Raw genomic sequence first — 22,515 nt, forward strand, 5'->3', positions numbered from 1 at the left:
ATTGTATAATACAGCTTATTCAAAAACAATTAGCTCTAAATTTATCAGAATATTACGTTGTAATTTATTCTATTTACTTTATAATTAGGTTTAAATAATTACATAATTACACTTATTTTACGTTTCAACTAAAGAGACAATAGTTAGATTCGTTTTTTGACTATTTTCCCTTGCTGAGGTAGCCACACTCAACTAATTCTTCTCACTGGGAGAAAGACAGAAATCTATGATTTTGTGGTCTTTCCCCCGCAAAAAGAGCTAGGGTTCATAAGAGTGTAACCCTTATGAATCCAGATCTTTACTGCGTCTCATAAAGTATTTCATCTACATTACGCAGTTCGAAGAATGGATTTTCGTTGTGTCCTAGTTACCTCCAGCGTGTCTAATAGTCTTTAAAACGAATTTCAAAGAACTATCTCTCAGAATAATATATTATTATCCTACTGCTAGAACACCTATATAAAGCAAAAACTATACAACAACTATGAATTCTTAAATTAAGACTTAAATATCATAAGACTAATTTTAAATATAAATAACGCCAACATCGATGAACAACTGATAATAAACCACTAAATAATATTTAAATCACGACTAAGAGTAATGCATCTATGTAATTAACCCCACTTGAAACCTAACAATAAACAAAGGATGGAGTATTTGTTTTATGAATGATAAACAGACTAAAAATAGAAATTTCGTTTATGGAATATCGGTTGCGATTATCGTATTGATCACCGCAGTCGCTGGTATCTTCCCTACTCAATTCGGCCATCATGCGCAACACATCTATGATTTCATTTCCAATAGCTTTGGTTGGCTATTCCTACTCATCATCTTTATCTTGGACATCTTCTTAATCGCTTTAGCTATCTCTCGCTATGGCCGTTTCAAGCTCGGAGATGACGACGAATCGCCGGAGTTCTCTATGCTTTCATGGATTGGTATGTTGTTCTCAGCTGGTCTAGGTGTCGGTATCGTCTTCTGGGGTGTGGCTGAACCGTTGACGCACTACTTACATTCTCCCTTCCCGGGTAAGATTGCTAACGCTTCTGAAGATTCAGCTCGTGTCGCAATGGGTTATACTTTCTTCCACTGGGGTATTTCTCAATGGTCGATCTTTGCGATTGCTGGTTTAATCGTGGCCTATTTCCAGTTTCGTAAAAAGCGTGACGGGCTCATCTCGACTGCCATGGAACCTGTATTCGGTGAAGCGTATCGCAGACCTTTTAGAAATATCATCGACATACTCGCGATTATCGCAACGGTAATGGGGATTGCGACATCTATCGGCCTCGGTATTATGCAGATTAATGGTGGACTGCATCATGTGTTTCATGTTCCACAAAACAACAGTGTTAAAATTGGTATTACTATCTTGATGGTCGTGATCTTCTTAGGTTCGGCTATTACCGGTTTAAATCGTGGGGTAAAATGGCTCAGTAATATCAATATTGGGCTTGGTGCTATTCTCTTAATCTTCATGTTATGTGTCGGTGATCTCAAATTTATTCTTGAATCATACACACTCGCGATTGGCGATTATCTCCGTCATTTCATCGAATACAGTTTGCGTCTCAATCCATATGGTGGCAGTGATGCTTGGATTCAGAAATGGACCGTCTTCTATTGGGCATGGGTTATTTCCTGGTCACCATTTATCGGTGGCTTCGTTGCCCGGGTTTCAAGAGGACGAACAGTACGTGAATTCGTCATTGGTGTGCTAATCGTTCCACCACTCATCTCTTTCAGTTGGATCGCTGGATTTGGCGGTACCGCTCTGAAATTCGCTTTGAAAGGTAACGATATCGCACACGTTGTCGACAAAGATTACACTGTCGCCTTATTTGAACTACTATCCAAATTTCCACTTGCGGATATCACGAGTGTCCTAGCTATCGCGTTAATCTTTATCTTTATTATTACGAGCGCAGATTCGACGACACATATCGTAGCAGGTATGGCTACGGGCGGACTAGCGAATCCTAAAGTGAAACACAAGATTATTTGGGGCGTGCTTATAGGAGCAATCTCGGTTTCTATGACTATCGCAGGCGGACTGACAAGTTTACAAACCGCTTCCGTCGTCACAGGCTTGCCGTTCTCGATCATACTACTCTTGATGATCTTCTCACTGATGAGAGCTTTAAAACGCGAACATACCAAGCACTTCCAAATGTCGTATATTAATGATGAGAAAGATTACTCCATACCTTTAGAGGAGCGTGAGAGTGACGATGAGGCAAATAGCAGTAAGGATAATGATGAAGACAATCATCAAACTGTCGACTACGACCACCACACTCAGCAAGTGAATAATCACTCACAGGATAAAAATGAATAGTCTTTGACACGTATTAAATACCTAATGCAGCCAATCAATTAAGGTTGGTTGCATCTTTTTTAAGCGGGCTCCCCCTACTCATACTTCTATTCATGTATAATAGACATAGGAAGTAAGAGGATAAGTTTAATTATTAGAATTTTTAAACTTTTATCTAGAAAAGGGGATGAGAAAATGAATTTACATCACGCTTTACCGAGTGAAATTCGAGAACTGATACGTAAGGGGAAGTTATTCGGACATACGAGTGGAATGGCGAAAGGCTACGTACAAGCGAACGTCGTGATTCTACCTGAAAAATATGCATTTGACTTTCTAAAATTCTGTTTCCGCAATCCGAAGACGTGTCCTTTATTAGATATTGCTGAAACTGGTGCGGTGTCCTTCCCAACCTATGGCAAAAACGCAGATATTCGTACAGATGTGAGTAAATATCGCGTTTATCGACATGGCGAGCTCGTTGAGACACCTAATGATATTCAACACCTCTTTGAAGAAGATATGGTTAGTTTCCTAATCGGTTGTAGTTTCACCTTTGAACATGCTTTGCTAGATGCTGGCCTCCCCGTACGTCACATCGAGGAACAACATAACGTACCGATGTATGTGACGAACATCGATACACGTCCGAGTGGTATCTTTCGTGGGCCATTGACTGTGAGTATGCGTCCAATGACGATGAAAGAAGCCATTAAAGCGACTGAAATCACGACACATTACAAGCAAGTGCACGGCACACCTATTCACATTGGTCGTCCGGAAGATATCGGAATTAAAGATTTAAGCCAACCTGATTTCGGCGAACCTGTGCAGATAAACGAAGGAGAAGTGCCCGTGTTCTGGGGCTGCGGTGTGACACCACAATCCGTTGCTTTAGCCGCTAAACCAGATCTCGTCATCACCCATGCGCCAGGCCATATGTTCGTGACCGATGTCCTCGAGAGCCAAATGGGAGATTAGGTCTTCACAAACGAAAGAGTGTGCCATTACCTAACTTTGTAACGACACACTCTTAGTTTGTATGTTTAAAATTTGATCCTACTTGCTTAGTGGTTTGAGTAAAATTTTTCTAGTGTAATCCAAAATTTTCTTCTTGTTTCACATTACCTCGTTTAATATCGCTATCTAAATTCTTTAGCATATCCTCATATAATTCTTGAAATCTCGTTTCATCCTCGTCAGAATAACCTTCGAAAATGACTTTATCAATATTCTCTTCGTTAAAATAATAAATTTCATCCTCTACTACTCCAATTGGATATTTACATGCCGAATAGTCGAATATATAACGCTGATTATCCATTTCTACAATCGGCCCTCTATTGATAATCATTAATTTCTGAGAACCTTCTTTTAAGTAAATAATGCTGCCTATTGTTTCCATTTAATGCCACCGATCCTTCCTTCGATTTTATTTTGAGTGTATAACAATGCATTCTGAAATAGAATGAAAGAAAATACTAATATAATAAATAGAAAAGTTATAAAGCTAAATTCTCCATACATAATGGGATCTAGTGTACAAAAAATAAAAAGCAGATATCCAACTATATTTAAGAAAACACCTTTTAGTAAATCTTTAGTATTAGGTAATATAAAAGCTTTAATTCGATAGTCATCTAAATTGATACTCAATTTACGTCTGTTTTTCCTATCATTTTTCCCTTTTAATATTAATAAAGGTATAATTCCTAGCAGTATAAAGAAAATAATCCACCATATATTCATGTCAAAGTACATATAATTGATATAAGGTCTTAGGAAAACAGATACTAAAAAGCCTATACCCGTATATCCGCCTATAGCAACTTTCCCCTTATTATTCTTACTTTCATTAGAAGATTTAATACTATGTAATTCTTCTTCGCTAATTTCTGTTAGCTTATGTCTAGTAATGAAATTCAATAATGGGAATATATAGGTTAATTTATTTCTGTTGAGATCGATAATAAAGTGTCTATTATCATAATGCACTATTTTGTACTTGTTATTCTTATCAATAGTATTTATCGTAATCTTGTCGATGATAGTTCACTTCCTTTATCTACACGTTGTTCTTCTAAGAAGTTGATATTTATTTTAGAAATTACACACTAGATCTCTATTTTTTCCACTTAATACTTCCTATTTTTCCTTCAATTTTTGTTCGATTATAGATATATTTATTCTGGAATTGAATTAATGTAACCACAAAAGGTATAAATATAAATGATATTATACCAAACTCTCCTATCGAAACATGATATATTGCAAATAAAATTAATAATATATATAAAACAAATTAGTAAAAATAGCTTTAAATAAATGTTTTACATTAGGCCATATAAATGCTTTAATACTAGATTCTCCTAACCTAATACTTAATTTATTTTTATTGCTCTTATCACTTATTTCTTTTAGTACTATTAAAGGTATAATTATCATTTACATAAGGGAAATATTTAACCAGAAACTTACTTCAAAGTACATATACTTTATAACAGGACGCAATAAAACAGATATAAAAAAACCTAACCCCATGCCCGTATATTCTATAACAACTTTCTTATTTTTTTTATTTACGGTGGAAGATTTAATTTTACGTAATTCTTCCTCACTAATTTCATTTAAATTTTGTCTAATATTGTAATTCAATAAAGGAAATATATAAGTTAATCTATTTCTATTAAGATCAATTAGAAATTGCCTGTTATCATAATGTACTATTTTATACTTGCTATTCTTATCAACAGTATCTATCGTAATTTTGTCGATGATAATTCACTTCCTTAATCTACGCTATAATCTTCTAAAGTGTTAATATTTAATTAAGAAGTTAATTATTAGATCTCTACTTTCTCCACCTCACTCCACCAATTTTCCCTCTAGTATTTATTTTATCGTAAATGTATACATTTTGAGATGATAATATTATCGTAAACATCATTATACCCAATATAAATATAACACTAGAAATTCTTAATGTTATTGTGCCAATAGATAACATTACTATGAAAAATATCAATATTATATTTATTAAAATATTTTTAATTATATGCTTTATTTCAGGTAATACAAATGCATAAGCCTTACACTTGTTATTGCTAAGGCTGATTTTTTTCTTTCTGTCAACTAAACTTTTAATAAATAATGATGATATAATTGCAATTAGTATTAAAAAAATATTTAACAAGAAATTAGTTCTAAAATTCATATAATCCAATAAAGGTCTTCCTATCACACTAATAAAAGGGCCTATACCTGCTCCTAAAAATCCTAGTTTATTCCCAAGTTTTTTATCATCTTCGTCCAAATGAGAAATATTTATATTACTTTTATCAATCTCACTTATTTCTATCATTTTATGTCTAATAACGTAATTTAGTAACGGAAATATATAAGTTAACTTACTTTTATTTATATCTATAATAAAAAGTTGACTATTATAATTCACTATTTTGTACTTACTATTTTTCTCAATAGCATCTATAGTTATCGTTTCAATAGTAAAGCACTCTCCCTATTCTGCGAAGTGATTTCAATGTGTTAACTGTTATTTTCTAATCTTTATAATTAAATCTTAAAATAACAATAATTTTTTACTGATTCCTTTTAATACTACTAATCTTCCCTTCAATTGTAGTTTTGTTATATAACATTACATTTTGAAATAAGATAAAAGAAAAAAATAGCATGATACCAAATATATATATAACACTATATTCTTTAATAGTTAATGTCCCGATAGATAAAGCTATAAAAATAAATGTACTGAAAACATTTAAAGATATATTTTTAGACATTTCTTTTGGATTTGGTAGTATAAATGCTCTACCTATTTCTTCTTGAATTTTTATGTTAAATTTGTTTTTCTTTCTTCTATCTATAACTCCTTTTAATATTAGAAGAGGAATAATTGAAATTAATAAGAAAAATACATTCAAAAATACGTTCGTTGGAAAGTCTATATAGTCAACTACTGATCTTGTTAAAAAGACAATAAAAAGTCCTATACCTGTACCCCAACTTGTTGCTGTATCCATTTTTTCTTTATATTCTTCACTAATATATGCAGTTTTTATCTTCCTAACCTCCTCATTATCAATTTCAATTAACTGGGGCCTGCTAAAATAATTTAAAAGTGGAAATACAAATGTAAATTTATTTCTATTAAGATCAATTAGAAAGTGTCTGTTATCATAATGTGTTATTTTGTACTTACTATTTTTCTCAATAGCATCTATTATAATTTTCTCGATAATACCACTCCCTCTCTCATAATAGAGGTATTTATAATAGATTATGAATGCATCTTATCTTTCTTTAATTTTACCTATTTTGCCTTTTATTTTAGTATGACTATACAAGGTTACGTTTAGACTTAAGAGTAATGAAAGCATCACTATTACACAAATGATGAATATAATATTTGATTCCTCCATTACTATAGATGCATAGATGAAACTATACAATAATATATATATAAATATGTTTTTGAATATGTTTTTGAATAAATCTTTATTATTAGGTAATACAAATGCTTTAAAGTTTGGACGAGTTATTTTTATATCTATTTCTCTACGCTTTTTATGATTAACTATCTCTTTAATGATGAAAACAGGCAGAATTCCAATTACTACTAAAAAAATTTTTAATAACAAGTTGCCTGAGAAATCTAAATAATCTACAAAAGATTTAGTAAGTTTAGCTATTAAAATACCTATAGCTGCTCCAAACCCACCTAAAACTTTTCTTTTATTTAATTGCGCTTTACTGACAGCAGACTTTTTAATTTCATATAACTCATCTTTATCGATACGCATTAATTTATGCTTTGTAAGATAATTTAATAGAGGGAATATATAGGTTATTTTATTTCCGTTTAAATCCATTAAATAATATTCATCTTTATAATTTATTAACTTATATTTACTATTATTTTCAATAGCTTCGATTTTTATGTCACGGAACATTGTCGTTACTCCTTTAACATTTTAACTTCGCATTCTCTACCATGATTGCATAGGATTTATAGAGGATTGCATGTTATTTATAGATTCACCAACTTTTTTTCTAACCGAATTAGAAAACTCATATATTTTCTCTCCGCCTTTTATCATAGCCTGATTTGTGTCATTATTTATTTCTTTAAAGCTAGATATCCCATTAATAGAGGTACTTATAACTTTCGGAATCACATTCTTACTTAGTACTTTTTTACTTTTTTGCATACCTTGATTGTATGAACCTTGTATTAAACTTTTATCATAGTTGAAATTTCGTTTTAGTAAAGAATAATTATTTTTAATTTCATTTTTTGTCCAATTAATAGAGGGATCTATCTTGTTTCTACCTATCCACTCTGTTTTAGACTTTATTCCAAATAAATTTTTATCATATGCCTTACTAATACCATATGAGGCTAGCGTAGTTAGAGCTATTCCAGCTAAAACTGCCCAACCAGGAGGAAACACTACTAATGCTCCGGTTATTAAAGCACCTATTCCTAATTGTAATCCTGTAATTGCTCCATTATGTATTAGAGCTTCCCCAATTGTCTTATGCTCATCATGTATATCTGTATACATTCCAATTCCAAAACCTACAATTGGTATTGCTTTTCCACCAAATTTGCCCGCTATTCTAATACCTTCACCGATATTTTTATAATTTTTACCGTCTAAACTTAAGCCTTGGGTATTCGATAACACTTTACCAAACTCTTCCATAAGTTCAGTTGATCCGCTCATTGATAAATCATTTGCAATACTTTTTATATCTTCATCAATCTCTTTTTGTACTTTTTTAGGTATCAAATGAGAAAGTTTTTCTTGTCCGTAGCTGATGATGGTATACATGTCTTCCTTATTTAATTTCTTACCGTCTTGCACTTTTTGGAGGGTGTTTCTGATATCTACTTGAACCGTTTTTTGATGGACTGCTTCTGCCCACTTCATCTTTTTACCTGATGGAATGTCAAATGCTTGTTTACCTGGATTCCAAGACGACTTCGCTTGTTTGATTCCTTCTTCAACATTTTTTTGAAATGATTCTACCTCTTTAAAAATGTTTGGAGAATCGGAGTTAAACTCTCTTAATTTATCGAGTTTTTCTTTAAGTTTTTGCTTTTGGTCTTTTAAACTCCCTACCATCTCTTTATGCGCATTGGTATGAGTAGAAGGTCCTTTCATCGCATCTAAATGACTAATTTGATGGTCTAAATTTTTAATGTCCTCTTGTAACTCTGATTCTTTTAAGCTTTGTGTATCTACATCAGATTGATATTTATCAACAAACTGGTCGCACGCTTGTTGTGTTAACTCTCCTAACGTTCTTATACTCGCAGCTAATGGTATGAGTACTGAAGAGAAGAACTGCTTTCCTGAATCGTAAGCTTGACCTTGTAATTCGTCTTCTCCCACAAATTTACTAATTTCTTTCAATACATCTTCAGAGTCACTTGTTATGTCATTAACTGTACTACTCACATCTGAAGATTGGTTTCTGGATTTACCTAAATACATATCAATACTCATGGTGTTAACCTCTCTCTCGTTCTATTTGTAATGATATATTTCGCTTTCTTTCAAGATCATCAATGTCATCATTGGTTTGTCGAATGGATTGTTCAATATCACTTTGTTGGGCAGACAACTCTCCCATCAGTTTATGCTGCGCTGAATGATATGCGCGAGTGTTTTCCTCTATTGCACTAAACATTCGACTATCGTAATATCGCTCAATTAAATGATTATTGAAGTGTTCTGTTTGATGAATTAAATCTTCATATTCATCTATTAGGTTCTGAACTTCTTTTTTCTCAGACATTAAATCTTCTACTTGCTCTTGTTTATCTTTAATTAAATGATTATATTCATCTACTTCCTTTGTCATTCACTTGCTCCTTTAATTCTGGCCAATGTTATTACTTATTGATTGATCGGTTTGTTCAAACGATTCACCTGTTTTTTTAATATGATTACTTGCCTCTTCAATTGCATTAGCAACAGACTTACTTTTCTTCATTAAATTATCTATAGCGTCGTGTACATTCGAATTGCCTTTGACCGTTGTACTTTCATCTTTAGTCGGCTTAGTAAGGTCTTCAAAACCGTTAAGAGCTCCCTTTAAACCTGAGAAGATATCATCTGTCTTACCTGAATCACTTTTAACTTGACCCATTACATGACTCACGTCCTTCAACTATTATGTATAATTTATTATTAAATACTTTAGTAATTAAAATTCATAAATCACATTTACATAATGAAATTTATCACAAAAATCCAAATAAAAAAGGACTTGTATTCGAGTCCTTTTTATGTTTACTATTAATAAATTTTTAAATTACTACTCTACTTTATTCATCACTAAATACTATCATGTCATCTACTGATCTTTTCTTCTACATATTTTCACATGTATTTTCTTACCTATAATGGTACACAGATTTAAAATGGTAAACATTAAAAAAATACTTAACCAGCAAATGTAATAAATAATATTGAAATTATTTTCGCCTATTTCGTAATAAGACACGGAAGACAGTAGTGAAAGTAAAAAGAAATTAAATAATACTATTATCAAATTCTTAAATGTAGGAAATAAGATAAATTTTTGTTTCTCTTTGCTCTAAAATTTCGTAATTTTCAATCTTCTGCTTACGTACACTCTCAACGCTATAATCGAAATAAAACCAATTAAATATATTACAAACATCCACATAGTCGGAAGATACACATCCATCAAGTATGCGATTTTTTAAACATGTCTGGTAATTAATAGACCAGCCCCCGCTATAACTAAACTATAAGCGCTGTGATACCTATTTTTAATGACATATAAACTATTCAATTCTTCGTAAGTAAGTTCTGTATATTTAATTGGAATCACCCAATTTAACATAGGTAAAAGGTACGAATACCAATGTTGTTCTAGGTCAATCAATAAGTATTTATTATCTTTATCAACTACTTTGTATCTCGGATTATTATAAATAAGATGTATTCTTGCCATTTGTTGCCTCACTCCAATATCTTAGGTTAATCAAAGATTTTACCGACTGTTTCGTTTGTTTAACTATTTATCTTTTTGAATACATCTTTTCAACCTGAAGACTATTGAAAGAGAACATGCATTACAAATGAGTAACTATAGTAAACTATGCTGAATCGTTGGTCTGTCTTATAGAAACGTTATTCTCTCTTTATCTCTCCTTTATTATAAGCTAAAACGAAATAAAGAATACGACCATGCCCCTAAACATAGCCGTATTTCAAAATTTCAGTTACCTAATTTATCATTTTACCTCTACTAGCGAAAAGCGACCTCAACGTCAACGTCTCCAACCGCTTCCACACAACCTATTCTTCTGAGTCTACCTCTTCTTCGTGAATAGATTTAACGATCTTCGCAGGAATGCCTGCCACAATCGCGTTCTCTGGCACGTCGCGTGTTACGACACTGCCAGCACTCACGACAGCACCTGACTCAATTGTCACACCAGGTAGAACTGATGCGTTCGCGCCAATCCAGACATTGTCGCCAATCTTAATCGTTTGTGCTTGTTCAAGTCCTGAATTACGGCGTTCGTAAGCTAATGGGTGGCTTACTGTATAGAGACCTACTCCAGGACCGAAGAAGACGTTATCGCCAACGATAATACGTCCCGCATCCATAAAGTAACAATTATGGTTGATGAATACGTTCTTTCCTAGGAAGATGTTATTGCCATAATCTACTTGGAATGGTGTTAATAACTCTAAGTTTGTAGGTTGATATGTGAATAATTCTTCGATAATTTCATTTTGAGTTTCTACATCACTCGGTCTTGTGTGGTTCAAATCGAAACATAAGTCTTTCGCTTTCAAACGATGACGTTGTAGCTCCTCGTCGTTTTCTTGATACCATTCGCCTTCAAGCATTTTTTCCCTTTCAGTCATAGTTATCATTCAATCCTTTCTATTCTGCATAGTGGGTAGAAATGATGTCTATTCTTTCTCCCCTTGTCATTTTCTCCATTATAAAATAAAATCATACACCACTCATCAAATTTTTCAACCCTATCTGACTTCTCATGCCAAAGTATGAGTTAAAAACAGTCCTAGAGACGAATGGCAAAGCACGTTTAACTGCGTACAATAGAAATATAAACTATTAAAGGAGTCAGATATATGAAACGTATACTTCAAGGTATTATCGCTGTACTTATAGTCCTCGGAATAGTGAAGACTTTCCATGACTACGATGCAGGCGTCACTATCAATCGCTACTATCAACAATTTAAACAAGGTGATGTCTTGCCTGATATCGAAAATGTCAATTCCAATAATCTAAAGCACTTTAATCTTGAGGATTTAAGTTTGTCTGACTTCTTTTAGTTTTTAAATATAAATCTGTTGCCTGCTCAAATAACTTGATTATCGCTCTCAACATGTAAGAAGTTCATTTGAGCATAACGATAGCGCAGCCGTTCATCCATCGTGAACGCGTCTGCGCTATTTTTAATCTTTACTATAACTATTCTACTATAAATCTTATGAAGTGATATAATCTCCACCGTTAACGTGAATCACGTGACCAGTAATGTAAGAGCTATCTGCGTTAGAAGCCAAGAACACATACGATGGTGCAAGCTCAGCTGGCTGACCACGACGTCCCATCGGTGTTTCGCCACCTTGACCTTCGACTTTCTCTTCATCAAACGTAGCTGGAATCAATGGCGTGTAAATAGGACCTGGTGCCACTGCATTCACGCGAATACCTTTCTCAGATAATACTGTCGCAAGTGAACGTGTGAATGACACGATCGCCCCTTTCGTAGCAGAGTAATCGATGAGGTGACCTGAGCCACGGTACGCCGTTACGCTTGTTGTGTTCACGATGGCGTCGCCTTCTGACATATGTGGAACTGCGGCTTGAGAGAGGAACATCATGCCGAAGATATTTGTTTCAAACGTCTTCTTCACTTGTTCTGGCGTGATTTCACTGAAGTCATCTTTAGGGAACTGTACGCCACCGTTGTTGACTAAAATGTTTAATTTACCGAAATCACCTACGACTTTATCTACGAGTTGTTGAGATTGTTCAACCTCTCTTAAATCGTGGGCATATGCTTTCGCTTTCACTCCGATTTCCTCTAAACGTTTCACAGTTTCTTCTGCGTCTTCATGTTCATCGTAGTAACCAATTGCGACATTGGCGCCTTCTTTCGCAAAGAGGATCGCTACTGAACGGCCAATACCTGAATCTCCACCTGTGATAAGTGCGACTTTACCTTGTAACTTGCCGCCTGCGCGATACTCATCTAACTCAGAGATTGGTCGTGGATCCATGTCTTTCTCAATACCAGGTTGTCTATCTTGTGTGTACCCTTTAATCTTGTCGTGAAATTCCTTTAAATTCATTCCCAAGACCTCCATCAACTTTAAGTTTAACGTTATAAATTTGTACCACTATACCTGTATTTTAAACATTTTAGTAGTGAAATAGATTGTTAAAAATATTTCCGTAGCGCACTTTATTAAGAAAGTGGAGTTCTATATATCCTTTCCACTTTTTAAAATCTCAAAGCCTCCCCTGACCCCACATACCAAAGCAATCACGTTGACTTTTATACCTGTAGGGGGTATATTGAAAGCGAATCAAGAACCAATTGAAGTAACGTAAGGGTGGTGAGAATATGGCTGGAAGAACTGAAACGCTCACACTGGGTATCGAAGGTATGAGTTGCGCAGCATGTTCAAATCGTATCGAGAAGAATTTAAACAAGCTTGAAGACGTGGAAGCGAATGTGAATTTGTCTACTGAACAAGCGACGATCACCTATCCTAAACGCGAATACACGCTCAACGATTTCGTTCAAACTATAGAGAAGACAGGTTATTACGTCATTACAGATTCTACTGAACTTGCTGTGTCAGGGATGACCTGTGCGGCTTGTTCGAGCCGTATTAAGAAAGTGCTTAACAAGATGCCTGGCGTGGCTGAAGCTAACGTGAACCTAACGACAGAGAAAGCTCGGGTCGATTACGTTCCTGCTCAATATGATGTGCGTGATCTCATCGCTCGCATCCAACAGCTAGGTTACGATGCCGAACTTGAATCCGATGAACAATCTACTGAAAGCGATCGTAAGCAGCGTGAACTCCGTCATAAAGCGATTAAACTCGTCGTATCAGCTATCATTACGCTACCGTTACTCTTAACGATGTTAACGCATCTCTTCGGTGTCGAGTTACCTCACCTGTTGATGAATCCGTATTTCCAACTTGTACTTGCGAGTCTCGTGCAGTTTGGTATAGGTTGGCAGTTCTATACTGGCGCTTATAAAAGTCTGCGTAGTGGCTCAGCTAATATGGATGTCCTCGTCGCTTTGGGAACGAGCGCGGCCTATTTCTATAGCTTGTATGAAACGATCGTTTGGATCCTTCATCCACAAACGACGCCACACCTCTATTATGAAACGAGTGCGGTGTTAATCACCCTCATTTTACTCGGAAAGTACTTAGAGGCACGTGCGAAATCGCAAACGACATCAGCATTAACACAACTGCTCAACTTGCAGGCGAAAGAAGCGCGTCTCATAGATAACGGAGAAGAACGCATGGTCCCAGTCGATCAGTTACAAGTGGGTCAAACGCTCAAAGTCAAACCTGGTGAAAGCGTCCCGGTAGACGGTGTCGTATTAAGTGGTGAAACAACGGTGGATGAATCGATGCTTACAGGAGAATCCATGCCTATTCACAAATCTACAGATGACGAGGTCGTCGGTGGCACGATGAACCAGAATGGCACGTTCACGATGCGGACGACACATGTCGGAAAGGATACTGCCCTCGCTTCTATCGTTAAGACCGTGGAAGCTGCCCAGGGTTCGAAAGCGCCGATTCAACGTTTGGCAGATAAGATTTCTGGTTACTTTGTACCTATCGTCGTGTCGATTGCTGTCCTCACTTTCTTATTCTGGATCACGTTGGTTAACTTCGGCGATGTGGAAGCTGCCTTAATCGCTGGCATCTCTGTGCTTGTCATTGCCTGTCCTTGTGCGCTCGGTTTAGCGACGCCGACGTCAATTATGGTAGGTACTGGTAAAGCAGCCGAATCTGGCATTCTCTTTAAAGGTGGAGAGTTTGTCGAACAAGCGCATGATATTAATACACTCGTGTTAGATAAAACGGGCACGCTAACGCACGGCAAACCGGAAGTGACATCTTATACAGGCGATAGCGAAACGCTTCAACTTATCGCAAGCTTGGAACAACAATCTGAGCATCCGCTTGCGACAGCGATAGTGGATGATGCGAAAGCTTCTGGTGTATCGCTCATGAACCCTACTGAATTCAAAGCAATACCCGGACGCGGTATCCAAGGTCGTGTCGATGATCACTCAATTCACGTGGGCAATCGTCAACTTTTACAAGAACAAGGCGTCGAAGTGGCGCAATCAGACTTAGCTGACGTTGAAGCATCTGAAAGTCAAGCTCAAACGACGATGCTCATCGCTGTAGATGGTACGTACCGAGGCTATATCGCTGTAGCTGACCCGATTAAAAGCTCTGCCCGGTCCGCGATTGAACAGCTCAACGTTATGGGCGTCGAAGTCATGATGCTGACGGGCGATAACTCCAAAGTGGCTCAAGCGATTGCCCAAGAAGCAGGTATCGATGATGTAATTGCAGAAGTGAAACCAGAAGATAAAGCGAATCAAATTCAAGCTTTACAATCACAAGGTAAGAAAGTGGCAATGGTCGGTGACGGTATCAATGACGCCCCTGCTTTAGTGCAAGCAGATATTGGTATTGCAATTGGCACAGGTACTGAAGTGGCAATTGAAGCTGCCGATATTACAATTATGGGTGACGACCTTCACCTCTTGCCTCAAGCAGTACGCGCGAGTCGCTCAACGATTCGCAACATTCGTCAGAACTTGTTCTGGGCGCTAGGTTACAATGTGGCAGGTATTCCTATCGCTGCATGTGGCTTACTTGCGCCATGGGTTGCAGGTCTCGCGATGGCGTTAAGCTCAGTTAGTGTGGTGACCAACGCTTTACGTTTAAAACGTATGAAATTATAGTAAGAAGTATAGACTAGTAGAAGGAGACGATAAGATGGCTAACCAAACAATTCAAGTTGAAGGTATGAGCTGTGAACATTGTAAAAATGCGGTAGAAACTGCATTGATAGATTTAGATGGCGTATCTCAAGCTGAAGTCAGTTTAGAACAAGGTCAAGTTAATGTTGATTACGATGATAGTAAAGTTGACTTTGAAGATATGAGAGATGCGATTGAAGATCAAGGTTATGATGTGAACGCTTAATTGAAAGAAAGCTGGCGGAGAGATTGCTTCTTCTGCCAGCTTTTTCTATTGGATTTAATTCACTCTAAACGGCGTGTCTCCTGTTTGAATCACTTGAAGCGTAGCAACGAGTGCATCGACAATGAGATTCTTCACTGCCGCATCAGTATAGAATGCAATATGTGGTGACACGAGAACGTCTGGACGTTCAATTAAATGTACGAGTGTGTCATCTTGCAGTTCAGTACCACGCTGATCGCTTGGGAACAACCCTTTTTCACCCTCATAAGTGTCTAACGCTGCGCCTGCGATATGACCACTATCTAAATGTGTCAACAATGCTTGTGTCTCAACGACAGAACCACGTGCACAGTTAATGAAATAAGCGCCCTCTTTAAATGCTTTAAACACATTATCATTAAATAAGTAGTGATTGTCAGCACTGCCAGGAACATGCACTGTTACAATATCAGCATCTCGCACCGCTTCTTCAAGCGACGATTGATAGTCAACGAACTCAGAAAGTGCGTCATCCGGCTCTAAATCATAGCCTACGACACGCGCATTAAACCCTTTCGCAAAGATTTCTGCCACTTGACTGCCAATGCGTCCTATTCCGATCACCGCTACAGTTAAATCTTGAATTGAACGCGACATGATAGACGGTTCCCAACGAAAGTCATAATTCGCTGTCTTCGTTTGGAGTGCCGGTGTCTTTCGTACCAAGTTCAACGCCTGCATCACAGTATATTCGGCGATGGAGCGTGGTGAATACGAAGGCACATTTGTGATGATGATGTCATATTTGCGGGCTAAGTCTAAATCTAAGAAATCGTAACCTGCGCTACGTTGGGCCAATTGCTTAATGCCAAACTCATTTAGCTTTTGAAAAACTGTTTCACTCAAAGGAATTTGTTGTGAAATTGAGACCCCATCATAGCCTTGTACCGTTTCCACATTATCATCGTTTAAAATCTCAGCCGTTTCTTCTATTTCTACATTATGCTTCGTCTTCCATTCATCAATAAAAGGTCGATCTTCAGGCCTTACTCCAAATAATTTAATTGTTGTCATGAATCATTCTCCCATCTTTAATTATTGTTGATACAGTGGTGCTAACGAACCGAGGCGTTCCATTGCTTCATCTAACTGAGCATCTTCGAGCGCGAGCGATACGCGTATATAATGGCGCCCATTCTCACCAAATGGTATGCCAGGCGCTACGAGTATCGATTGTTCTTGTAACAAATATTGTACAAACGCTTCTCCATCGTAACCTTTCGGCGTCGGTAGCCAAATGAAAATACCACCTTTCATTGGCTCAAACGGGATGCCACTTTCTCGTAGTTTTAGTTCGACATTATCTCTCCGGCGCTTAAACTTAGCGTTCTGTTCGAGTAAGAAATCATCGCAATGATTAAGGGCATATGTGGTCGCATCTTGTAAAGCACCAAACATACCTGCATGCGTGTGTGTCTGATATTTCTTTAATGCTGCAATCATAGTTTTATTTCCTACAGCGAAGCCCACACGAAAGCCTGACATATTAAACCCTTTTGATAAGGAGAAGATTTCGATTGCGACATCTTTGGCGCCCTCTACTTGTAGTATGCTAGGGTTCGGCGCATCGAAACCAAAGGCGCTATAGGCAAAGTCATGCACGATACGCGTTGGGGTATTTTTAAAAAGCTGAACAGCTTCCTCAAACGTTTCAAGTGTCGCCACAGAACCTGTAGGATTGTTCGGATAGGTTAAATAAACGAGCTTCGTATTGGACAGGATGTCTGAAGATACACACGTCCAATCTGGTAAGTAATGCGGTGGCTCAAGTTGAAGTGGTACAGGAATAGCATCTGCCAATAGCACGCCAGCCAGGTAATCGGTGTAACCTGGATCCGGTAACAACACGTTCTCTCCAGGATTTACGATACTCGTAGGTAAGCCGACAAGCCCATTCTTCGTGCCGTATAAGATACAAACTTCCTCTTCAGGACCTAAGTCAACGTCATAATGCCGTTTGTAGAATTGTACGATGGCTTGTTTAAAGGTCGCTTTACCGTGAAAGGCGCCATACTTTTGATTCTCAGGTTGATATAACGCCTCGGCAAATGTATCAAGAATACCGCGTGGCGTCTCCCCATCAGGTACACCTACCGCCATATTAATCAACGGTAGCGGGCCATGTTTCACTTCCTGCCCCATCGTCTTACCAAAGTAACTATCGGGTACTCGTGCTAATCGTCGTGAATACTCCATTTATCAGCCTCCTCACTGTTGTTGTAGGTAGTCAAATAGCTACGGTGATAAATTTCAGAATATTAAGTAATATTTTACCAGACTTTGATCTATTCGAGTAGTAGCAATATTACCTTTTTCAATAAAATGTGTGATGATAGCTCTAACGTACGACTGAGGAGGGGGAAGGCACACTACATGGACTCGCTAAAAAAGATACACCCTATTGATCTCCACTACAAGTTTAACAATACTTCTCACCCGAATCCTCGCAAAATAAAAAAGTCGCCTCATGAGAGACGACTTGAATGTTCTCGGCTTAGTACCAACCATTGTTGTTACGGAAATTAATTGCGTTATCGATTGAACCGTAACGTTGGTTAACGTAGTTTAAGAAACCTTTCGTTTGTTGAGCTACTGAACCTTTACCCCAAGCTTCTTTAGTTTGACCTAAACCGCTGTAACCGTATGGGTTTACGATGTTTGGATTACCACCTGATTCAGGCATGATGATTGAGTTCCATGCTGCTTCAGTACCACCGTTAGCTAAGAATTGCGCTTTCACTGAACCACCTGAAGTAGATGCAGATGATGTTGAAGTTTGCGCAGTTGAGTAACCATGGTAAGAAGATGTTGAACCAGAGTTAGTGCTGTAGTTTGAAGTTTGTGGTGCAGAAACAGCTTGAACGTTAGTATTGCTTGATTGTTGTGTATAACCACCAGTGTTCATGCTAGACTCTGTATAAGATTGTGTTGAGTAATTAGCTGTTGGTGCTGAGTAGAATGAAGTTTGTGCTGAACCTTGGCCAGCTACCTCATAACTCCATGACCAAGTTGAACCATTAGAAGTGAAGTTAAAGTCATAACCTTCATATGTGAAATGGTAGTCGTAAGCACCTTCTTGAATTGGTGCAGCGTTTAATTGTTCAGGGTGATTTAAAGCTAAGTCAGCTAAATGTGCTTTATCAATATTTAATTCAGAAGCGTGTGCTTCGTTATGTCCGTCTACTAATGAGTAACCTGCTACTCCTAATGCTACTGTTAAAGATGATGCTAAGATTGTCTTCTTCATAATTAAAAAAGGCCTCCAAGTATTTAATCTTTTATATTCTAAATTATTATATTCGTTGTGCTAGTTTGTGTTTGGTAAGTCTTATTTTGACCATACTCAATATACCACAGTAATGAGGCAGTTTTATTACGGTACCTTAACAAAAAGTTACAATAACGTTTTTAAACTGTAACACGAGAATCATTTTGCGTCACAATGTAATAAAGTTAAAATAGATCGCTCTTCAACCAGACTAGATTTTATAAGGTCTCAATACTGTCATCACAGTTTTTAATAGAACAATCTTATTGTTACAAGACATCATTCTGTTACACAACTGTAATATCCCAATTACTTAAAATAATTATCTTCTATCTACCCCGCTTGCAATGTAAGGAAATTAAACGAAATACGCAATATGTAAAAAGAGCACTTCGTCGACTTTCCTTGAAAATCAACGAAGTGCTGTGGGTTACTCCAATTCAACGCTTACAATTCGAACTTATAAATATCATTCGTATAGAGCTTCAATACTTTTACGTAGAAGAGGTTGATCAACCAACCAAAGAAGAACGGAATCACAAAGAACGCGATGAAGACTAAGATACCAGACACGATTGGCGGGTGCTCTAAGAATCGAAATGCGTTAATTGGACCAATCAAACCGATAATACCGAAACCGGCAGATTCTTTCGTACCTCCAGTACCGATGAGTGCGCCACCTAAACCAGTGATGATCGCATTCGTAAATACGGGCAGTAGCATAATTGGGTGTTTGATCATGTTAGGTAACATCATTTTTACACCCCCAAGGAAGATCGTAAGTGGCACACCTGCACGATTCACTTTCATCGTACCCCATACGAGTACCGCTTCAGCCGCAACTACGCCCATCGACGCTGAACCTGCAGCAAGACCGTTAATTCCGATAGCCAATGAAATCGCAACGGTCGATAATGGCGAAATAATGATGAAACTGTAGGACAGTGCGATTAAGATTGACATGAGAATCGGCTGTAATTCTGTAAAATGATTAATCATCTGACCGATACTTGTCGTAATATAGCGTACATACGGTAGTGTGAGTAATCCTAAGAAACCTGCGCCGCCACCAGCGATAATCGGTAGGAAAATGAGACCTAAACTGCCGACACGCTCACCAATGATTAAAATAATCAGTACCGCAATCCCTGCAGTAATAATCGCATTGATCAAATCGCCTACTCCGGCTAGAACCCATACTTGTCCTTTCAATTGCGCAACGCCGCTCCCAACAAAGGTAGCACTTGCCACTACAACCGTCGCCAGTGGATTCAATTTAAATTTGATTGCGATGGCTGTACCGATTAAAGCTGGAATCGTAAATTGGATGCTTTGAACGATGTGTAACAAATTTAAGAAGAAAGGATATTTCGGTGCTAACGCCTTAAAGATTTCTCCTAATATTGCATTGGGGATTAACCCTGCTAAGATTGCGATGGCTACCCCCGATAGTAAATTATTTCCGAATGTTTTGATGCTCATATGCTTCATAGATGTCTCCTCCATTAATTAAATAATATTAACTATACCACAGGTTCACAATTTTCAGAATATTAATTTTGAAAGTTTTTCTATTTTCTTTAAAAAGCACACCGTTTCCTTCACCATTCTCTGCTCTTATAACCTCAAAATAGATAGTTTATTTATACGTTGCACACTTACATGTTTTAACATTTGTATACAGTGGAAAATATATTAAGCATATGAGAATTAAGTCATTCACTCTTTCTTCGCTACATACAACGAGAATTCAACGCATTGATGACTATAACGTTGGACGATTGAATCTTCTACATTCATCATTTTAACTTAAATCTTCAAATCACTAATAATAAGGAGAGAATCACTTTGAACTGGATATCGATTATACTCTTTATCATCGTCGTCGGTGGTGTCTCTGTTTACGCTTATGTACGTTCGAAACGTGTGAACACGGACAATACTGACGGTTTCTTTATGGGCGGCAGAAGTCTCACTGGTTTCACTGTCGCATCAACCATCATTATGACCAATCTTTCTACGGAACAGATTGTCAGTCAGAATGGTCAGAGTTACTCAGTTGGTATGGAAGTTATGGCGTGGGAAGTGACGGCTGCAGTTGCGGTTGTCTTACTCGCTTGGGTCTTCCTGCCTAAATATTTACGCTACGGCGTAACGACGATATCTGAATTTCTGGAAATGCGTTACGATGGCTTTACGAAAAAGCTCGTTTCCATACTCTTTATCATCACCTACGTGCTATCATTCCTACCGGTTGTCTTGTACTCCGGTTCGTTGGTGTTTAATAAAATGTTCCATGTCAGTGACTACCTTGGCGTCAGCAATAATACCGCAGTGATCATTATTTCGTCTGTCATCGGTATTATCGGCATTATTTATCTCTTTGTCGGCGGTTTGTCACTCAGTGCATTCAGCGACACTTTATATGGTATCGCGCTCATCATCGGTGGTCTTGCCATTACCATCCTAGGTCTAGGTCATCTCGGCAACGGCAACTTCTTACACGGCTTCGACCACATTGTGCAACATACACCAGAGAAATTGAACGGTTGGGGTGCTGTTGATTCTAGCGTCGTTCCTTGGCCAACGCTCTTCTTCGGTATGTTCTTTAACAACTTGTTCTTCTGGTGCGGGAACCAAATGATTGTTCAGAAGGCACTTGCTGCGAAGAACCTGAAAGAGTCCCAGAAAGGTGCGATTTACTTAAGTTTATTCAAAGTTTTCGGCCCTATATTCACAGTGATACCGGGTGTCATCGCATTTAACATGTTCGGCAGTCATATCAGTACGTCGGACAATGCTTTCCCGAAACTGTTGAGCACGGTGTTACCTGATTGGGCTTATGGCCTCTTCGGCGCTGTCATTTTTGGTGCCATCTTGAGTTCATTCGTCGGCTCACTCAACAGTACATCAACGCTCTTTACACTCGACTTTTACAAACCGCTAGTAGGTCGCAAGGCTTCAGATAAGCACGTGGCTATCGTCGGACATATTGCTACAGTGTTGATTGGTGCTATCGTGGTAATTATCGCGCCGTTGATCTCACTCTTCCCAAGTGGGTTATATGCGGTCGTACAGCAGTTTAACGGTATTTATAGCATGCCATTGCTGGTATTGATACTGGTTGGTTTCTTTGCTAAAAGGACTTCGAAACTCGGAGCCAAAGTAGCTTTAATCACACATATCGTGTTATACGGTGCTTTAACTTATTTCTTACCGCACGTTCATTATTTATATTTCTTTAGTGTGCTGTTCTTTGTTGATCTAATTATTATAATGATCTTCAATAAATTGAAACCATCAGATCACTTTGACTTGAAGGCCAATTACGCAAAGGTCGATATGACACCTTGGAAATATCGTTATATCGCAGGTGCTATCGTACTCTTGCTCGTAGTATTAAGCTACGTTATCTTCTCACCAATCGGATTAGCTAAGTAGGGGGAGCAGGACAGAAATCTATTTGATTTCGTTGTCCTGCCCCCGCGAGGATGGCTAGATTTCAAAAAAGGTGTAACCCTTTTTGAATTCAGACAGCTACCGCGTAATTGATTTGTTGAATAGAT

General features: G+C 37.4%; 22 protein-coding genes and 1 pseudogene. 6 read left to right on the forward strand and 17 right to left on the reverse strand.

The genetic code is table 11. The features are described from left to right. Positions 1 to 667: 667 nt before the first annotated feature. Together CD039_RS08595 and CD039_RS08600 are read left to right on the forward strand one after the other, a co-directional pair. On the forward strand, positions 668 to 2,344 hold the full coding sequence (locus tag CD039_RS08595) for a BCCT family transporter (RefSeq protein WP_103371968.1): 1,677 nt from the start codon (positions 668 to 670) through the stop codon (positions 2,342 to 2,344). Between the two features lie 174 nt (positions 2,345 to 2,518). Beyond that, entirely contained in the window at positions 2,519 to 3,304 is a 786-nt protein-coding gene (locus CD039_RS08600; RefSeq protein WP_103371969.1) for a putative hydro-lyase, read from the forward strand. A 109-nt stretch (positions 3,305 to 3,413) separates the two neighbouring features. Here the strand turns inward: CD039_RS08600 and CD039_RS08605 are convergent, their stop codons facing one another. The 12 genes and pseudogenes from CD039_RS08605 to CD039_RS08660 all read right to left on the reverse strand — a co-directional run bounded on the left by CD039_RS08605 (position 3,414) and on the right by CD039_RS08660 (position 11,265). Next, entirely contained in the window at positions 3,414 to 3,728 is a 315-nt protein-coding gene (locus tag CD039_RS08605) for a DUF4176 domain-containing protein (protein WP_049407920.1), read from the reverse strand. Beyond that, complete coding sequence (locus tag CD039_RS08610; RefSeq protein WP_103371970.1) at positions 3,716 to 4,372, reverse strand: DUF443 family protein; 657 nt, start codon at positions 4,370 to 4,372, stop codon at positions 3,716 to 3,718. Before CD039_RS08610 ends, CD039_RS08605 begins: the two co-directional genes overlap by 13 nt. 396 nt (positions 4,373 to 4,768) lie before the next feature. Further along, positions 4,769 to 5,104, reverse strand: a complete 336-nt coding sequence (locus CD039_RS12255) for a DUF443 family protein (RefSeq protein WP_103371971.1) — start codon at positions 5,102 to 5,104, stop codon at positions 4,769 to 4,771. A gap of 70 nt (positions 5,105 to 5,174) precedes the next feature. After that, positions 5,175 to 5,828 carry a DUF443 family protein gene (locus CD039_RS08620; protein WP_103371972.1) on the reverse strand — a complete coding sequence of 218 codons (654 nt, stop codon included), beginning with the start codon at positions 5,826 to 5,828 and terminating at the stop codon, positions 5,175 to 5,177. A gap of 94 nt (positions 5,829 to 5,922) precedes the next feature. Beyond that, positions 5,923 to 6,627 carry a DUF443 family protein gene (locus CD039_RS08625; RefSeq protein ID WP_103371973.1) on the reverse strand — a complete coding sequence of 235 codons (705 nt, stop codon included), beginning with the start codon at positions 6,625 to 6,627 and terminating at the stop codon, positions 5,923 to 5,925. Between the two features lie 9 nt (positions 6,628 to 6,636). Beyond that, complete coding sequence (locus CD039_RS08630; protein WP_103371974.1) at positions 6,637 to 7,296, reverse strand: DUF443 family protein; 660 nt, start codon at positions 7,294 to 7,296, stop codon at positions 6,637 to 6,639. A gap of 36 nt (positions 7,297 to 7,332) precedes the next feature. Next, positions 7,333 to 8,859 carry an LXG domain-containing protein gene (locus CD039_RS08635; RefSeq protein ID WP_103371975.1) on the reverse strand — a complete coding sequence of 509 codons (1,527 nt, stop codon included), beginning with the start codon at positions 8,857 to 8,859 and terminating at the stop codon, positions 7,333 to 7,335. A gap of 4 nt (positions 8,860 to 8,863) precedes the next feature. After that, on the reverse strand, positions 8,864 to 9,217 hold the full coding sequence (locus tag CD039_RS08640) for a hypothetical protein (protein ID WP_103371976.1): 354 nt from the start codon (positions 9,215 to 9,217) through the stop codon (positions 8,864 to 8,866). 12 nt (positions 9,218 to 9,229) lie between these two features. Further along, the gene (locus CD039_RS08645; RefSeq protein WP_390612090.1) at positions 9,230 to 9,517 is read right to left on the reverse strand and encodes a TIGR04197 family type VII secretion effector; all 288 of its coding nucleotides are present in this window, start codon (positions 9,515 to 9,517) and stop codon (positions 9,230 to 9,232) included. A gap of 195 nt (positions 9,518 to 9,712) precedes the next feature. Beyond that, a pseudogene (locus tag CD039_RS12260) lies at positions 9,713 to 9,940 on the reverse strand (DUF443 family protein); the annotation flags it as partial. Between the two features lie 144 nt (positions 9,941 to 10,084). Further along, positions 10,085 to 10,339: a DUF443 family protein gene (locus CD039_RS12265; RefSeq protein WP_103371979.1), complete on the reverse strand. Its 255-nt coding sequence runs from the start codon at positions 10,337 to 10,339 to the stop codon at positions 10,085 to 10,087. A gap of 347 nt (positions 10,340 to 10,686) precedes the next feature. After that, the gene (locus CD039_RS08660; RefSeq protein ID WP_070502771.1) at positions 10,687 to 11,265 is read right to left on the reverse strand and encodes a sugar O-acetyltransferase; all 579 of its coding nucleotides are present in this window, start codon (positions 11,263 to 11,265) and stop codon (positions 10,687 to 10,689) included. A gap of 231 nt (positions 11,266 to 11,496) precedes the next feature. Here CD039_RS08660 and CD039_RS08665 point away from each other — a divergent pair, with 231 nt between their 5' ends. Further along, positions 11,497 to 11,703, forward strand: a complete 207-nt coding sequence (locus CD039_RS08665; protein ID WP_002471414.1) for a hypothetical protein — start codon at positions 11,497 to 11,499, stop codon at positions 11,701 to 11,703. Between the two features lie 156 nt (positions 11,704 to 11,859). On the opposite strand, the gene CD039_RS08670 is transcribed toward CD039_RS08665, so the two are convergent. Then, positions 11,860 to 12,729 (reverse strand): SDR family oxidoreductase, encoded by an 870-nt coding sequence (locus CD039_RS08670; RefSeq protein ID WP_103371980.1) that lies wholly within the window; start codon positions 12,727 to 12,729, stop codon positions 11,860 to 11,862. A 275-nt stretch (positions 12,730 to 13,004) separates the two neighbouring features. On the opposite strand from CD039_RS08670, the gene CD039_RS08675 reads away from it, so the two are divergent. Together CD039_RS08675 and copZ are read left to right on the forward strand one after the other, a co-directional pair. Beyond that, positions 13,005 to 15,398 carry a heavy metal translocating P-type ATPase gene (locus tag CD039_RS08675; protein ID WP_103371981.1) on the forward strand — a complete coding sequence of 798 codons (2,394 nt, stop codon included), beginning with the start codon at positions 13,005 to 13,007 and terminating at the stop codon, positions 15,396 to 15,398. A 34-nt stretch (positions 15,399 to 15,432) separates the two neighbouring features. Further along, positions 15,433 to 15,642 (forward strand): copper chaperone CopZ, encoded by a 210-nt coding sequence (copZ, locus tag CD039_RS08680; RefSeq protein WP_103371982.1) that lies wholly within the window; start codon positions 15,433 to 15,435, stop codon positions 15,640 to 15,642. A gap of 54 nt (positions 15,643 to 15,696) precedes the next feature. On the opposite strand, the gene CD039_RS08685 is transcribed toward copZ, so the two are convergent. From CD039_RS08685 to CD039_RS08700, 4 genes are all read right to left on the reverse strand, one after another. Then, positions 15,697 to 16,695 carry a D-lactate dehydrogenase gene (locus CD039_RS08685; protein ID WP_103371983.1) on the reverse strand — a complete coding sequence of 333 codons (999 nt, stop codon included), beginning with the start codon at positions 16,693 to 16,695 and terminating at the stop codon, positions 15,697 to 15,699. Positions 16,696 to 16,716: 21 nt separating this feature from the next. Further along, a complete protein-coding gene (locus CD039_RS08690; protein WP_103371984.1) occupies positions 16,717 to 17,877 on the reverse strand; it encodes an aminotransferase class I/II-fold pyridoxal phosphate-dependent enzyme in 1,161 nt (386 codons plus the stop codon). Between the two features lie 298 nt (positions 17,878 to 18,175). After that, complete coding sequence (locus CD039_RS08695) at positions 18,176 to 18,928, reverse strand: aggregation-promoting factor C-terminal-like domain-containing protein (protein WP_103371985.1); 753 nt, start codon at positions 18,926 to 18,928, stop codon at positions 18,176 to 18,178. Between the two features lie 468 nt (positions 18,929 to 19,396). Further along, entirely contained in the window at positions 19,397 to 20,440 is a 1,044-nt protein-coding gene (locus tag CD039_RS08700) for a PTS sugar transporter subunit IIC (protein ID WP_103371986.1), read from the reverse strand. A gap of 357 nt (positions 20,441 to 20,797) precedes the next feature. Between CD039_RS08700 and CD039_RS08705 the strand changes: the two genes are divergently transcribed. After that, a complete protein-coding gene (locus CD039_RS08705; protein ID WP_103371987.1) occupies positions 20,798 to 22,390 on the forward strand; it encodes a solute:sodium symporter family transporter in 1,593 nt (530 codons plus the stop codon). Positions 22,391 to 22,515: the final 125 nt, after the last annotated feature.

Source organism: Staphylococcus argensis (genome assembly GCF_002902305.1).
Lineage (GTDB): Bacteria > Bacillota > Bacilli > Staphylococcales > Staphylococcaceae > Staphylococcus > Staphylococcus argensis.

Coding starts and splice junctions, on each gene's coding strand:
- CD039_RS08595 (WP_103371968.1), top strand. CDS start 668: ATGAATGATAAACAGACTAAAAATAGAAATTTCGTTTATGGAATATCG.
- CD039_RS08675 (WP_103371981.1), top strand. CDS start 13,005: ATGGCTGGAAGAACTGAAACGCTCACACTGGGTATCGAAGGTATGAGT.
- CD039_RS08605 (WP_049407920.1), bottom strand. CDS start 3,728: ATGGAAACAATAGGCAGCATTATTTACTTAAAAGAAGGTTCTCAGAAA.
- CD039_RS08660 (WP_070502771.1), bottom strand. CDS start 11,265: ATGACTGAAAGGGAAAAAATGCTTGAAGGCGAATGGTATCAAGAAAAC.
- CD039_RS08695 (WP_103371985.1), bottom strand. CDS start 18,928: ATGAAGAAGACAATCTTAGCATCATCTTTAACAGTAGCATTAGGAGTA.
- CD039_RS08690 (WP_103371984.1), bottom strand. CDS start 17,877: ATGGAGTATTCACGACGATTAGCACGAGTACCCGATAGTTACTTTGGT.
- CD039_RS12265 (WP_103371979.1), bottom strand. CDS start 10,339: ATGGCAAGAATACATCTTATTTATAATAATCCGAGATACAAAGTAGTT.
- CD039_RS08685 (WP_103371983.1), bottom strand. CDS start 16,695: ATGACAACAATTAAATTATTTGGAGTAAGGCCTGAAGATCGACCTTTT.
- CD039_RS08640 (WP_103371976.1), bottom strand. CDS start 9,217: ATGACAAAGGAAGTAGATGAATATAATCATTTAATTAAAGATAAACAA.
- CD039_RS08630 (WP_103371974.1), bottom strand. CDS start 7,296: ATGTTCCGTGACATAAAAATCGAAGCTATTGAAAATAATAGTAAATAT.
- copZ (WP_103371982.1), top strand. CDS start 15,433: ATGGCTAACCAAACAATTCAAGTTGAAGGTATGAGCTGTGAACATTGT.
- CD039_RS08600 (WP_103371969.1), top strand. CDS start 2,519: ATGAATTTACATCACGCTTTACCGAGTGAAATTCGAGAACTGATACGT.
- CD039_RS08670 (WP_103371980.1), bottom strand. CDS start 12,729: ATGAATTTAAAGGAATTTCACGACAAGATTAAAGGGTACACACAAGAT.
- CD039_RS08665 (WP_002471414.1), top strand. CDS start 11,497: ATGAAACGTATACTTCAAGGTATTATCGCTGTACTTATAGTCCTCGGA.
- CD039_RS08635 (WP_103371975.1), bottom strand. CDS start 8,859: ATGAGTATTGATATGTATTTAGGTAAATCCAGAAACCAATCTTCAGAT.
- CD039_RS08700 (WP_103371986.1), bottom strand. CDS start 20,440: ATGAAGCATATGAGCATCAAAACATTCGGAAATAATTTACTATCGGGG.